Source organism: Nesterenkonia sp. E16_10 (assembly GCF_017347085.1).
In the GTDB taxonomy this organism is placed as follows: Bacteria; Actinomycetota; Actinomycetes; order Actinomycetales; family Micrococcaceae; genus Nesterenkonia.
This window is the reverse complement of sequence record NZ_JADPSA010000016.1, coordinates 105110-119045: the sequence shown is the minus strand read 5'-3', so window position 1 is coordinate 119045 and position 13936 is coordinate 105110. Positions and strand designations below refer to the sequence as shown.

The window sequence follows — 13936 nt, the reverse complement described above, 5'->3', positions numbered from 1 at the left end:
TCGCGCGCACCTTGCAGAGGCTGCTCAGAGCTCTGCGCACCCTGAGGACCAGGAGGAGACGACATGAGCCTGGCACCGCCGATGACTCTGGCCTGCACGGTCGTGCACGCTCCGGGCTCGGTCTCTGAGTCACTGTGGAACCTGTTGCGCCTTGCCGCGGGTGGCGCGCACGTCCATGAACTGCGGATCCTCCTCGAAGGCGCCACCGCTCCCTGCGGGACGCAGATCGATGACGCGCTGCATGCCTGGGTCCGCAGCGTCAGGACTGCTGGTTTCCCTGGGGCCCCGGGCTCCGATGTGGACGTCGACCGCTCATGGGTCGCGGTCCTGGACCAACGGCCCTTGGCGGACCATGCCGCAGACTCTGTCTCCATACATCAGGGCATGGTCGTGGTGCTGCACGCTCGGTCCCGGCCGACGCGGCGAGCCAGCCCCGCACCACCTCCGCTGCGGCTCTGTCTCAGCACCGGGCCGGACTCCGGGTGGATGGTGAGGATCCCGCGAGGAGTCCACGTGCTGGGCCGAGGGACGCAGCACCGCGGCACGGCAGACATCCGGATCAACGACCCGCGCCTGGAACCCTGCCATGCTTCGATCACGGTCAGCGCAGAACAGGTGATGCTCACCCGCCCGGGGACCGCCCCGCAGGTACTCCGCACCGACGCGCCGGTCAGCGTCGGCGGGTCGCGCGTGGAGCTCGTCCAGGACGTGCCGCCTGCGGCGCTCCCGCGGACCTGGCCCCTGCCTCCCGTGCATGTCTGCCAAGAGGCCCCCGCCGGACGCCACCGCACGATGCTGCTGATGTCTCTGGCGCCGCTTGTCGTGGGAATCGTGCTGGTACTGGTCACCGGTATGTGGATCTTCCTGCTGTTCAGCGCGGCGTCCGCGCTCATCGCCGTGGTCACACTCCTGGTGGCGCACCGGCACCGCAGACGGTTCCGTCGTACCGTCCGCGCGGGCGCCGCCGCATGGGGCCGCCAGCGCCGAGATCTTCTGGCCCCTCCTGGCGCCTCCATTAGGGCACTGCGAGCGCGGTCCCACCCACGGAGCTCGCTCACCTGCACAGAGGACGGTGGCGTCGTGGTGACCGTGGGCGAAGCGAAGATCGATGCTGAACTGCAGGGCCCCGGTGATGCCGAGGCGCTGGTCGATCTGCCCGAGCTCTCGGTCTCCACCGCGACGGCCCTGGCGCTTCGCGGGTCGGAATGCACCGTTCTCTTGGGCCCCTCTCGGGAGCAGCTCAGCGTCCTTCGCTGGATTCTGGCCCAGCTCACCCATCATTTCGGCACGGCGCCCCAAGTGGTGCTCGCAGCAGGTCCCGACCAGATCGCCGGAGCCCAGTCGGCGGACCTTCTCTCTGTCACGGAGCTGCGCGACTACACCCACGTGAGCGTAGTGCCGCGGAACAACCTTCACACCACGCTGACCACGCGAGGGCTCAGGCCCGCCGCGGGGACTGCACCGGTGCTGCTCAGTCCAGCCCAGCTTGACCCGGTACATATCCGAGCCGCCCTCGACGCCGGGTGGCATGTGATCGTCCCGGCCCAGCCTGCGCGGGCCCAGGACTCGACGAATCGAGCCTCGGAACAGCAGGCGCCCCTCCCCAGGGCTTCCGACGGGTGGCAGGTGGACCTTGTGTCGGGGCAGATCCACCGGATCGAGGCAGGCGCTGCACGGAGGGTCGCGACCGGGCTGGTGCCTGATGGGTTGTCCCGACGAACACTCCATCACCACCTCAGACTGGGGCTCCCCCGGATCTCGGGGGAAGCTGCGGAGACCGCAGTCCCCATGCAGTGCACCGCCGCGGTGCCGGACCCGTTGATGGCTGGCAGCGCGCATCTGCGGCTGGAGACGCTGTTGGGCCGCGGGGCCGCGGGCGAGGAGCTGTTGGATCTGGTGGAAGACGGCCCGCATATCCTGCTCGCCGGAACGACGGGGGCCGGCAAGTCCGAACTGCTGAAGTCGATGTTGCTCGGCTGGGCGTCGAGGTACGACCCCAGCGAGCTGAACTTCCTGCTCTTCGACTTCAAGGGCGGCTCGAGCTTCCAGCACCTGGCGCGACTGGAGCACACCTTGAGTCTGGTCACCGACCTCACCCAGGCTCAGGCCGATCGCGCGCTGGAGGGCGTCCGATCGGAACTCACCCGGCGGGAACGGATGTTCCTGGAGTCCGGCGCCACCGACTACGCAGATTTTCGCCGTTCTCGGCCCGACCGACCCTTGGCTCGCCTTCTCGTGGTCTTCGACGAGTTCCGCATCTTCACGCAGGAGCTTCCAGCGGCGATGGACGAGCTCCTGCGCCTGGCTACCCTTGGTCGATCCCTGGGCCTGCATCTGATCCTCACCACCCAACGCCCACAGGGGGTGGTCACGGCAGACATCCGTGCCAACATCGGGAGCATCATCTGTCTGCGGCTGCGCAGCGATGACGAGGCGCGGGAACTGGTGGGAACCGCCGAGCCGGCACACATTCCGCGGGGGCTGCCAGGGCGCGGCGTCATCCAACGCCCCGGAGAGCCACCGGCGCCCTTTCACGCCGTGCAGCTGCGCGAGCGCTCCGAGAAGCTCACCGCGCGACCTGAACGGGCGCCCCGGCCCGCAGGGGCAGCTTGGCGGGAGACCACCCCGCAGCTGGTGAAGGCGCTGGACGCGCATATCCGTCGGAGGCAGGTCCGGCGACCGCACACTCCGCTGCTCCCACCCCTGCCTGAGCTGCTGCGAGCGCCGCTCCCCGCCGAGGAGATTCTGTTAGGTCTGCTCGACGACCCGGCCCAGCAGGCACAACGCCTCCTCCACCTCGATCTGAGTGCCGGTGAGGGCGTCGCCCTGCTCGGCGAGGCAGGCTCTGGCGGCACCGTATGCGTGGACTCGCTGGTCCGCCAGCTCCTGGCGCGCCCCGGGCCGGTCCACATCTATCTCCTGGACGGCGATCATTCGCTTCAAGGGTTCCGGTCCCATCCCCGGGTAGGTTCCTGGGTCACTACGGAACACCTGCAGGAGGCGGCCCATCTCGTGAGCGAACTGCACCGGCTCGTGGTCGGACGGCGTGTCGACCCCTCGCGAGAGCGCTTCCCGCTGGTCCTCGTCCTGACGGGGCACTCACGGTGGCATGGATCGGCCTACGCAGCGGGTGGCGGGGATCTTGAATACGATCTGGGCGCGCTCATCAGCGAGGGAATCGGCTACGGCCTCAGCGTCTTGATCGCGGGCGGTCGCGAGCTCGCCCTGGGCAGGCTGGGTTCGCGACTCCCGCGCAGGATCTACCTGCCCTACGGCGTCTCTGAGGACGTCCGGCATCTCTGGCCGAAGCTGCGGGTCACCGATCGATTGGCCGGGCGCGGGGTGCTGATCACCGCTGATGTGCCGGCCCCGGGGCTGACCCTCCAGCTGGTGACCGGCACCTTGGAACAGTCATCGGAGAGCTCGGCGACCGAGCTGATCCCACCGGTGAGCAGGCCCATGCTCCGGGTGCAGCCCCTGCCGGACTCGGTGGAGCTCCCGGCGCTGGAACGGGAATCGGGGGCGCTGCTGCTGGGACTGAGCCAGTTCACCCACTTGCCCGCCCGGTTGGAGGACCACTCCTGGCAGGTCGGTCTGCTGCTTGGCACCTCCCAGACCGGGAAGACCAACGCGCTGCATGTCGTGTCGGCCCAGCGCCGGTGCCTGACGATCGCCGAGCTCTCTCCACCCGGTGATCGAGGCGACATCGCCGCCGAGGGCGCCGAGCTGCTGCTGGTCGACGACGCCGATCGGTGCACTCCCGAGCAGCATCGAAGCATCGAGGCGTGGCTGGAATCCGGAGGGAGGGTTCTGGCCACGGCGCAACCGAGCATGAACGTCTTCCGCCAGCTACCGTGGGGCTACCGGGCCCGCACCGGCTCCGCGAACTTTGTGCTCAGCCCGCTGAGCCGCTCACAAGGGGACGCATTCGGGATCTCCATCCCGATCCTGGGCCGACTCACGCCGGGTCGGGCAGTCTGGATCGGTCCCGAGAAGCCTCGGATCATTCAGTGGTGGCGACACCCTGAGCTGCCATGACGTCCGGCCCGACCCGGCGAGTCTGCCTGGCGCGTGGGCGAACCGGGGTCGCAGACTCACCGCGGAACACCGGTGGGAAGCCGGGCCTCCACGCGGTAGCCGGGCTCGCCGTCGTCGGCTGGTCCGTAGTCCAGCCGACCTCCTGCCGACGCGATCCGCTCAGCCAACGCCTGCAGGCCCGCGCTGCGGGTCTCGGGCCGGACCGCGGAGGCCCCACGCAGGCCGCCGCGGTCACGGATGACCACCTCGACCGCATCGGCCTGCAGGTCCAGATCGACCTCCACGCGCTCCGCGGTGGAGTGGCGCAGCACATTGGTCAGGGATTCCTGCATGATGCGATGCAACACCAGTTCCGTCGAGGGCTGCAGGGTGGCGAGGTCGCCTTGGACGTTGAACGAGACGTCCAGTCCGGAGGCCCGGACGGCGTCGATGAGCTCTTCGATCTGACGCCCTTCGAACGCGGGCTCAGTGGGTGCTGCGGAGTCGTGTTCCCGCAGCACCGCGAGGGTGCTGCGCAGATCCACGGTGGCCTCCTGATGCGCGGCCCGGAGCCGCGCCACCGCCTGCTTAGCGATCTCCGGATCACTCTCGATGGTCTGGGCGGCCACGCTGGCCTGGAGGCCCACCACCGCCACCGTGTGGGTGAGGACATCGTGGAGGTCCCGGGCTGCGTCCAGCCGCTCCTCGACGAGCTGACGCTGTTGCTGCTGTTCGGCCAGTCTGAGTCGCAGCGCGGACTCCTCGCGGGCCGCGCTGCGGCTGCGCATCGCCTCGCCCAGCAGCAGCATCACCAGGAGCAGCGAGATGTCGAACAGGCTGCTAAGCGCCACCTGGCCCAGCGGCTCCGCCCCGGGCCCGCTCAATCTGTGCGGGACGCTGATCAGACCCGCCAGCGCAACCATCGAGAGCGCCCACCAGAGGTGACCCTTCCGGGCGGCGATCAGCACCGGCACACCGATGGCGAGGACCGGGGTGAAGCTGGGGACTCCGACGCTCAGGGCGGCGTAGAAGCTCACGCTGGCACCGATCACCGCGGTCCGCGGGGCCCGCCGGGCGATGGCGGTCCAGGCTCCGACGAACAGCAGGATCTCGATCACCGTGGCATCAACCTGTCGCGCGGGCTGATCGGTCGACTCCATGGCGGCGAAGATCATGACCGCGGTGACCAGTGCAGCGATCACGAGGTCCAAGGGAATGCCGCGCCAGAAGGTGAAGGGCACGCCTCCAGTTTAGCCACCGGGCCCGGCGACGGCTGGGCTCCGGCGTGGAGAGAAGCACCGGAGTCGGCTTCGAGGCAGGCGCCGCTTTCAGCGTCTACGCAGGTAGGGCGGCTATCACTGGGAGCTCAAGACTTTCCAGGCCCCCACACGAAGGACACCGCGATGATCTCCCGATGGAACAACTCTTCCGCACTGCTCTCCGTGGCCGCCGTCTCGGCCCTGGCCCTGACCTCTTGCGCCAGCGATGAGCTGAACTCCGATGACGACGACGCGCAGCCGACCGCCACGGTCACCGAGACGGTGGAGGCCGAAGCCACGGAGGAAACCACCGACGAGGCCACCGAGGACGCCACCGCAGACGCCGAACCGACCGAGGACCCCACTGGATCCCCGGAGGCGGAGGCCACCGAGACCGATGGCCCGCAGGCCGGTGACGCCGAGGGCGATGACCCGCTGTATCAGGCCGTGGATGCCGTGAAGCAGGAGTACCCCGAGGCCGTCGTCTTAGATTTCGACACCGAGTCCAGCTACTACGAGTTCACGATCCTCGACGGCGGCTCCGAGTGGGAGTTGGACGTCGACCGGGAGAGCTTCGAGATCAGCAACACCCAGGAGGACGACCTCGACTCCGATGATCAGCGCAATGCCGACGCGGTGGAGATCGAGTTCGCCGATGCACTGCGCACCGCCGCCGAAGAAGGCGGCGGGACCCCGGAACAGGCCGAGCTCGATGATGAGAACGGCGCGGTGACCTGGGAGATCGAGCTCGACAACGGCACCGAGGTCTACGTGGATGTGGCTACCGGCGAGGTCGCGAACGGTGACGACTGACATAGAATGGGCTGATTGCAGTACCAGTTGACGAGGGCAGAGAAGGGGTGGCGCCGTGACGGCAGGCCACAGTGACACCACCGGTGACGCCGCGGACGCGTCCGGGCAGAGCGCACCCGAGGAGGCGACCGCCGAGGCCGCCGAGAGCACCGCGGAGCTCGAGGACCCGCGGAGCCGGCAGGACCTCACCGGGTTCTCTCCCAAGGCCCGCGCCTGGCGGTCCTTCTTCGAGACCTCCGCGATCATCAGCGACCGCATGGAGAAGCGGCTGCACACCAGCACCGGGCTGCGGCTCAGCGACTATAACCTGATGCTGCTTCTGGCCGAGGCCGAGGACCATCAGCTTCGTATGGGGGAACTCGCCGAAGGCATGGTCTTCTCTCCCTCTCGGCTCTCCTACCAGGTCAAGTCGCTGCAGAAGCGCGGCTTGATCGATCGCTTCGCCGACGCCGAGGACCGGCGCGGCATGACCGCCCAGCTCACAGAAGAGGGCCACCGCGTCTTCGAACAGGCCTCCCGGCTGCATGCGACCCATATCAAGCAGCTCTTCCACCCTGCACTGGACGACGCCGAGGCGGATACGCTGCGACAGATCTGCGAGCAGATCAAGGACACCGTGGCGGCGGCAGACCGGGCCTGAGCTCAGGCTGCGAGACGGGCTCTGCCCCGAAGCCCGGAGTCCAACGGCCTCGGTTCAGCGGACCAGCTTGAGCTGGACCGAGTCGGCACGTTTGCGCAGCATCTGGACATCCTCCAGGGCGGTCTGCACACTGGCCAGGGCCAGCCGGGCATCCACCTCATCGGCCTCGGGCCGCAGAACGACGCCGATGCTCAGCTCCGGTCCGCTGCCGCCCCCGGCGACAGGATCCCCGGTCGCGGTGCGGGTCCCCACTCCCTCACCGGGCTGCAGCTGCAGCTGGGTGACTCCGGGGCACAGATCCAGGACTCCGGTCAGGGCCTCGGCCAGCTCGGGGTCCTGATACGAGGGCGACCAACGGGTCCCCTGCGCCAGAGCCTCCACCGCGGGGCGGCGCAGCACGAAGGTCAGCTCCGCACCCGGATCCAGCACCGCCAGCTCGGCACCCTCGGCAAGGGTTGCCAGCATGATCCGCTCGGTCTCGGCCGCCACGGGCCGCGCCTTCTCGTGCCACGCCGTGAGCGCCTGCACCGAGCTGAACACCGGCATGGTGGTCCGGCCGTCGCGGTTGGTGAGGCTGATCAGGGTGATATCGGCCTGCTTGTCCCCCACCGGGGCGTTCTCCTCGCCGGTCCCGCTGGCCGGGACCGGTTCGGCCTCCTCGGCCAGCTCGGCGAGGACCGGGACGAAGAGCCGCTGGCCGATGAGGGCGTTGACAAATCCTGCCTCGTCGAGCTCCCCGGCGAGCAGCCGCTCCCGGGCGGAGCGGACCGCGGGGGTGGCCAGGCCGTCGTCGCCGTCGAAGGTGTGCAGCGGGTTGCCCTCCGCCGAGAGATCGCGATCCGCCCAGGGAATCCCGGCAGAGTCCGCGGGGCGACCCTGCGCGTCTCGAGGTGCACGCTGCAGCAGGGCAGCGATATGTCCGGGAAGATCCTTGCTGGCGGCGTTCTGGCTCATGCGGAGGCTGCGGCCACCTTCAGCGCCTCAGGGAACTCGAACTTCCCTGCGTAGAGCGCCTTGCCCATGATGGCGCCCTCGACGCCGAGGGAGACCATCTTGGCCAGCGCGGCGACGTCCTCGAGCGAGGAGATGCCTCCGGAGGCGACCACGGGCTTGCGCGTCTTGGCGCAGACCTGGGCGAGCAGTTCGGTGTTGGGGCCGCGCAGGGTGCCGTCCTTGGTGACGTCGGTGACCACATAGCGGGGGCAGCCGGCGTCCTCGAGGCGCTGCAGCACCTCCCAGATGTTGCCGCCCTCGCGGGTCCAGCCGCGGGCGGCGAGGGTCTCGCCGCGCACGTCCAGGCCCACGGCGATCGCGTCGCCGTGGCGCTCGATGGCGCGGGCGGTCCACTCCGGGTCCTCCAGCGCGGCTGTGCCGAGGTTGACCCGGGTGGCGCCGAGCTCCAGGGCGCGGTCCAGGGACTCGTCGTCGCGGATGCCGCCGGAGAGCTCGATCTTCACGCCCAGCTCCCTGACCACCCGGGCCATGATGTCCCGGTTGTCACCGCGACCGAAGGCGGCGTCGAGGTCCACCAGGTGGATCCATTCCGCGCCCTGCTGCTGCCAGTTCAGTGCCGCCTCCAGCGGGTCGCCGTAGCCGGTCTCGGAGCCGGCCTCACCCTGGACCAGTCGCACGGCCTGACCGTCGGCCACATCGACGGCGGGCAGCAGCTCCAGGGCGGGAACGGGGGCGGTGGTCGCGGAGGACTCAGTCATGGATCAACTTTCGGCTGGTGGTGGGGCTTATCGGGAGGTATGTCTGGGTGGATCAGATGCGCCGGCGGCGGACCCGCAGGTCACCGCCGGGGCTTCGGGGACTCCGGTCAGAGACTCAGGATCCAGTTGCGCAGCAGCTGCATCCCGGCGTCGCCGGACTTCTCCGGGTGGAACTGGGTGGCCGAGAGCGGCCCGTTCTCCACGGCGGCGACGAAGTCGGTGCCGTGGTGGCTCCAGGTGACCTTCGGCGGGTGCATGGACTGCACGGACTGATCGAAGTCCCAGGACTGCACGGCATAGGAGTGCACGAAGTAGAACCGCTCGTCGGCAAGCCCCTCGAAGAGCACGCTGTCCTCGGGAGGACGCACGGTGTTCCACCCCATGTGCGGGACCACGGCGTCAGCGGGCAGTGCGGTGACCTCACCGGGCCACTCCCCCAGGCCCTCTGCGGGGATTCCGTGCTCGACTCCGCGGTCGAACATCACCTGGTGGCCCACACAGATGCCGAGCACCGGGCGGGAGCCGGCGATCCGGCGTCCGATCCAGCGGGGTCCATCGATCTCGCGCAGCGCGGACATCACCGCGGCGAAGGCGCCCACACCGGGCACCACGAGTCCGGAGGCGTTGAGCACCGCGTCGGTGTCCTTGGTCAGGGTGACCTCCGCGCCGGCGCGCTCCAGCGCCCGGACCGCGGAGTGGATGTTGCCTGAACCGTAGTCCAGGACGACGACGTCGGGCCTGCCGCTCACAGGGCACCCTTGGTGGAGGGGATCTCGTCGGTGCGGGGGTCAGACTCCACGGCTTCGCGCAGGGCCCGGGCGAAGGCCTTGAACTGGGCCTCCACGATGTGGTGCGGGTCGCGTCCGCCGAGCAGGGTCATGTGCAGGCAGATCCCGGAGTGGTACGTGATCGCCTCGAAGACATGGCGGGTCATGGAACCGGTGAAGTGCCCTCCGATGAGGTGATACTGCTGACCTTCGGGTTCCCCGGAGTGCACCAGGTAGGGCCTGCCGGAGACATCGACCACGGCCTGCGCGATCGCCTCGTCCAGCGGGATGGTGGCATTGCCGAACCGGCGGATGCCCCGCTTGTCCCCGAGCGCGACGCGCAGCACCTCACCGAGCACGATCGCGGTGTCCTCCACGGTGTGGTGCACATCGATGTGGATGTCGCCGGACGACTCCACGTCGAGGTCGATGAGCGAATGCCGGGACAGCGCGGTGAGCATGTGGTCATAGAACGGCACGCCGGTGCTGATGTTCGAGGTCCCGGTGCCATCGAGGTCCATCCGGACCTTGACGCTGGACTCGCTGGTGACACGTTCCATCCGGGCGATGCGCCCAGAGATCAATTCTGCTCCCATAACTCCTGCTTGGTGGTGGGGTACGCCAACATCTAAGTCTACGCGGTGGTGCTGGTGATGAAGCGCTGCAGTGAGGCCAGGAAGTCGGAGGTCTCCGGCTCGGTCCCGGCGGTCACCCGCAGATGCCCGGGGATCCCGACATCGCGGATCAGGATCCCGTCCTGGAGGAGGTGCTGCCACGCGGCCTTCTCATCGTCGAGTCCGCCGAAGAAGACGAAGTTCGCGTCCGAGGGCGCCGGGCGCAGCCCCATCGCTTCCAGAGCGGTGACGATCCGATCGCGCTGGTCCTTGATGCGTTCCACGTTGGCCATCAGGGTCGCCGAGTGGTCCAGGGCGGCGATGGCTGTCGCCTGGGTCACCGCGGAGAGGTGATAGGGCAGTCGGACCAGTCGCATGGCGTCGGTGACCTCTGGGGCCGCGGCGAGGTAGCCGAGCCTGCCCCCGGCCAGCGCGAAGGCCTTGCTCATGGTCCGGGAGACGATCAGCCGCTCTCGTCCCGGCAGCAGGGCCAGCGCCGATCCGGTGCCGGACTGTCGGAACTCTCCGTAGGCCTCATCCACCACCACCATGGTGTCCGACTCCTCGGCCGCGGCGTAGGCGGCCTCCACGGTCTCCAGGGACAGCGCGGTGCCGGTGGGGTTGTTCGGCGAACACAGGATCACGACGTTCGGGCGGTGCTCACGGATCTGCGCGGCGACATCTGCGGGGCTCTGGGTGAAGTCCGCGGCGCGGGTGCCGGCGATGTACTCGCTGTAGGTGCCGCGGGCGTAGAGCGGATACATCGAGTAGGTCGGCGGGAAGGAGAGCACGGAGCGGCCCGGCCCGGCGAAGGCCTGCAGGATGTGCTGCATGATCTCGTTGGAGCCATTGGCGGCCCAGATGTTCTCGGCCGTGAGGGCGGCCGGCTCGCTCTCCGAGACGAGATCTCGGTTCAGGTATTCGGCGAGCTTCTCCCGCAGCACCGAGAATTCACGGTCTGGGTAGCGGTTGAGCTGGGCGGCTGCCAGTCGGACCTCTTTGCCGATGGCGTCGACCACATCTGCGGGGACGTCATAGGTGGTCTCGTTGACGTTGAGCATCGCCTTCACGCTCAGCTGCGGGGCTCCGTAGGGCTCTTGACCCTGGAGCTCCTCGCGCAGCGGCAGTCTGGACAGGTTCCTGGAGCGGGATGAAGTCACCGGGTCATTCTAGCCCGGTGACGTGCACCGACCCGAGCGCCCCGTGGGCCGGCTCAGTCCTGCGGGACGAACAGCTCCTGGCCCGGGGTGAGTGCCGAGTCGTCGAGGCCGTTGAGCTCAGCGATCTGGCCGATCAGGACCTGAGTGTGCTCCTCGGATTCCACAGAGGCGGCCACGCTCCAGAGGGTGTCCCCCGCGCCGACGGTGACGACCTGGGCGTCCACGCCGGGGACCCCGCCGGAGGACGCCTGTGCCTGGTTGAGCAGGGAGGTGGCGAGCAGGAGCGCCCCCAAGAGTGCGACCGCCAGGACGGCCAGCGCGGGCAGACCTAGCAGGAGGAAACGACCGCGGCGAGTGAGGTGCACCGCCGAGGCGGGTGCAGAGTCGACAGGTGCAAGTGCAAGCTGCGCTGTACTCATGGGAAAGAACCTCTCATTCGAACGTGTGTACTATTTCTAGCACATAGATTCGAAACTTGACCAGACTCGCCGCAGAATCAATGGAATCTCTCTACGATTTCGAGTAACCTGAGCGCCAAGTTCGAAGTGATCTTCGAAGCGAATCTCACAGGGAACAGTCCATCAGCAGGCTCTGACATGGATGCCGACATGGGTCCTGGGCGGCGCAGCTCCAGACCGGTCCAGCAAGACCAGACCGGGCCCGGCGCGGCTCCAGTTCCACCGGGGCAGCAGGACATCGGCGTGGGACGCAGAACGCTCGGCACAACATATGGAGGCAGCAATGGCGCAGAACACCAGGGACTCATCGGCAGCGCCGCGACTCACCGATCGGCAGCGTCAGATCGTCGACGTCATCCAGGAATCCTTGGCTGAGCGCAGCTACCCGCCCTCCATGCGTGAGATCGGTGACTCCTGCGGGCTGGCCTCGCTCTCCTCGGTGACCCACCAGCTGGCGCGACTCCAGGAGCTGGGCTATCTCCGACGGGTGCCCGGACGGCCCCGCGCCATGGAGGTGCTGCGGGACTCAGCCGGGACTCCGGTGCTCAGCGAACAGGCCCAGGAGGCCGCAGCCCGCGACTCGGTGGTCGATCTGCAGGGCTACCGCACCCAGTCCGACAGCCGGATCTCTGAGATCCCTGTGGTGGGCCAGATCGCGGCCGGCGGACCGATCCTCGCCGATCAGCAGGTCGAAGACATCATGCCGCTGCCGCGCCAGCTCACCGGCGAGGGCGAGCTGTTCATGCTTCAGGTCCGCGGCGACTCGATGATCGAGGCCGGGATCTTCGAGGGCGACTGGGTGGTGGTGCGTCGGCAGAGCACCGCGGAGAACGGGGACATCGTTGCCGCACTGCTCGAGGACGAGGCCACGGTGAAGACCCTCAAGCGCCGCGACGGCCACGTCTGGCTGCTGCCACAGAACCGACAGTACGAGCCGATCCTCGGTGACGAGTCCACCATCATGGGCAAGGTCGTCACGGTGCTGCGCAGCCTCTGAGCCAGTCGCGCTCTCGGCGCCTCGGCTCTGCGCTCACCCGTGGTCCTGGCTCGGCGCTGCGCTCTCGTGACTTCGTTGCACCACCGTTGGTTCGTCCCCCGTGGGCGCGGGTGGATCCTCACGAAGCTGCTGCTCGGTCATGACGTCGAGCATCCGTGACCACCGGTCCTCGATCCTTCCCGGGCTCAGTTTAACGCCCGAGGGAGTCTTCCCCTGCGTGAGGTCGCGCAGCGGCCAGATTCCCCGGTGCGGCTCTTCATCGGTGGGACCTCGATCCACCGTGACGGGCAGCCAGTCCAGGCCGCTGACCCGCGCGGCATCCTCGTCGACCTCCACCGTGGCGTAGACCACGGTCCCGCTGGCGGTCTCCGGGACGCAGCAGGCCTCGTCCTGGTTGGACAGGAAGTTCCCCATCGACCACACCACCCACATGCCCTCATCCGTCGGGCCGCCCTCGAGACGCTCCAACGGCTGCGGCGTGTGTGAATGGCTGCCGAACACCACATCGACCTCGCCACCGGCGGCCAGCGCCTCTCCATAGGCTCGCTGTTCCTGGGCCGGCTCATGGGCATACTCCTCGCCCCAGTGCACGGAGGCGACCACGACGTCGGCGCCGTCCTCCCGCGCCATGGCCGCCTGGTCGGTGAGCTCCTGGGCAGAGACATCCGCGACCCGCCACCTCTCGTCCTCCGGCGGCGGGGCGGCCTGGTTGTGCAGCATGGTGGTGGCCAGGTGCGCCACGGTCACTTCGCGTCCGCCGCGTTCCAGGGTGTAGAGCTGAGGCTGCTCCGCCTCGGCCTCGGTCCGTGCTGTGCCCGCATGACCCAGTGCCGCGTCATCGAGGACGTCAAGCGTGCGCTTCTGCCCGGCGCGACCCTGGTCGAAGGAATGGTTGTTCGCCGTGGAGCAGCCGTGGAAGCCGACCTCGCCGAGGTCGGCGGCGATCTCCGGCGGTGCGGCGAACACCGGGTATCCGGCGGGCTCCACGCCCTCGGGAGCGATCTGGGTCTCCAGTCCGCACAACGCGAGGTCCGCGCCGCCGATGAGGTCTTCGACTCCTCGCATGAGCGGCGCGAAGGAGTAGTCCGCGTCATCGGCGAGGACGGCCGCCTGATCGAGCACCGGGCCGTGCAGGAGCACGTCCCCGGCGCCGGCGATGGTGAACTCCTCCGTGGACGGCTCAGCAGTCTCCGTGGGAGTTCCGCCAGCCTCCCCCGGGTCGGCTTCCTCATGGTCGGTGCCCGGCGGCTGGGAGTTCGAAACCTCAGAGGGGGCTGAGCCGGCGTCGTCGTCATCAACGCCCACGCCGCAGCCGGTCAGGATGAACGCTGCCGCGAACAGCCCGAAGGCGACTGCGGCGCTGGGACGCCTCGAAACTGCTGGGCGTCCTATGCCTCCCGGGCGTCCTAGTCCCGCTGGGCCTGCCGGACCTGCCGGGCCCGCTGGACCTGTGGAATCTGTCATCGTCTACCGGCCTCTCGTGGCCAACCATCGTGCTG

12 protein-coding genes are annotated in these 13936 nt (G+C 68.7%); 4 read left to right on the top strand and 8 right to left on the bottom strand.

Translation table 11 applies throughout. From position 1 onward, the window contains the following. Positions 1 to 63 precede the first annotated feature (63 nt). Positions 64 to 4038 carry an FtsK/SpoIIIE domain-containing protein gene (locus I2487_RS05195; RefSeq protein WP_207170900.1) on the top strand — a complete coding sequence of 1325 codons (3975 nt, stop codon included), beginning with the start codon at positions 64 to 66 and terminating at the stop codon, positions 4036 to 4038. A gap of 56 nt (positions 4039 to 4094) precedes the next feature. Here the strand turns inward: I2487_RS05195 and I2487_RS15700 are convergent, their stop codons facing one another. Continuing rightward, entirely contained in the window at positions 4095 to 5258 is a 1164-nt protein-coding gene (locus I2487_RS15700; RefSeq protein WP_207170899.1) for a histidine kinase, read from the bottom strand. Positions 5259 to 5420: 162 nt separating this feature from the next. Between I2487_RS15700 and I2487_RS05185 the strand changes: the two genes are divergently transcribed. Together I2487_RS05185 and I2487_RS05180 are read left to right on the top strand one after the other, a co-directional pair. Continuing rightward, positions 5421 to 6089 (top strand): PepSY domain-containing protein, encoded by a 669-nt coding sequence (locus I2487_RS05185; protein ID WP_207170898.1) that lies wholly within the window; start codon positions 5421 to 5423, stop codon positions 6087 to 6089. Between the two features lie 55 nt (positions 6090 to 6144). Then, complete coding sequence (locus I2487_RS05180; protein ID WP_345941337.1) at positions 6145 to 6729, top strand: MarR family winged helix-turn-helix transcriptional regulator; 585 nt, start codon at positions 6145 to 6147, stop codon at positions 6727 to 6729. 54 nt (positions 6730 to 6783) lie between these two features. Here the strand turns inward: I2487_RS05180 and I2487_RS05175 are convergent, their stop codons facing one another. From I2487_RS05175 to I2487_RS05150, 6 genes are all read right to left on the bottom strand, one after another. After that, positions 6784 to 7683 (bottom strand): SseB family protein, encoded by a 900-nt coding sequence (locus I2487_RS05175; protein WP_207170897.1) that lies wholly within the window; start codon positions 7681 to 7683, stop codon positions 6784 to 6786. Then, positions 7680 to 8441, bottom strand: coding sequence for a bifunctional 1-(5-phosphoribosyl)-5-((5-phosphoribosylamino)methylideneamino)imidazole-4-carboxamide isomerase/phosphoribosylanthranilate isomerase PriA (priA, locus tag I2487_RS05170; protein WP_207170896.1), 762 nt, complete (start codon positions 8439 to 8441; stop codon positions 7680 to 7682). Before priA ends, I2487_RS05175 begins: the two co-directional genes overlap by 4 nt. A 107-nt stretch (positions 8442 to 8548) precedes the next feature. Continuing rightward, positions 8549 to 9190: an imidazole glycerol phosphate synthase subunit HisH gene (gene hisH / locus I2487_RS05165; RefSeq protein ID WP_207170895.1), complete on the bottom strand. Its 642-nt coding sequence runs from the start codon at positions 9188 to 9190 to the stop codon at positions 8549 to 8551. After that, the gene (gene hisB, locus I2487_RS05160; protein ID WP_207170894.1) at positions 9187 to 9804 is read right to left on the bottom strand and encodes an imidazoleglycerol-phosphate dehydratase HisB; all 618 of its coding nucleotides are present in this window, start codon (positions 9802 to 9804) and stop codon (positions 9187 to 9189) included. Before hisB ends, hisH begins: the two co-directional genes overlap by 4 nt. A 38-nt stretch (positions 9805 to 9842) precedes the next feature. Continuing rightward, positions 9843 to 10982: a histidinol-phosphate transaminase gene (locus tag I2487_RS05155; RefSeq protein WP_207170893.1), complete on the bottom strand. Its 1140-nt coding sequence runs from the start codon at positions 10980 to 10982 to the stop codon at positions 9843 to 9845. 53 nt (positions 10983 to 11035) lie between these two features. Beyond that, the gene (locus tag I2487_RS05150) at positions 11036 to 11401 is read right to left on the bottom strand and encodes a LysM peptidoglycan-binding domain-containing protein (RefSeq protein WP_207170892.1); all 366 of its coding nucleotides are present in this window, start codon (positions 11399 to 11401) and stop codon (positions 11036 to 11038) included. A gap of 322 nt (positions 11402 to 11723) precedes the next feature. Between I2487_RS05150 and lexA the strand changes: the two genes are divergently transcribed. Continuing rightward, positions 11724 to 12437: a transcriptional repressor LexA gene (gene lexA / locus I2487_RS05145; RefSeq protein WP_218624219.1), complete on the top strand. Its 714-nt coding sequence runs from the start codon at positions 11724 to 11726 to the stop codon at positions 12435 to 12437. A 33-nt stretch (positions 12438 to 12470) separates the two neighbouring features. On the opposite strand, the gene I2487_RS05140 is transcribed toward lexA, so the two are convergent. Further along, positions 12471 to 13901 carry a CapA family protein gene (locus I2487_RS05140; RefSeq protein ID WP_207170890.1) on the bottom strand — a complete coding sequence of 477 codons (1431 nt, stop codon included), beginning with the start codon at positions 13899 to 13901 and terminating at the stop codon, positions 12471 to 12473. Positions 13902 to 13936 lie beyond the last annotated feature (35 nt).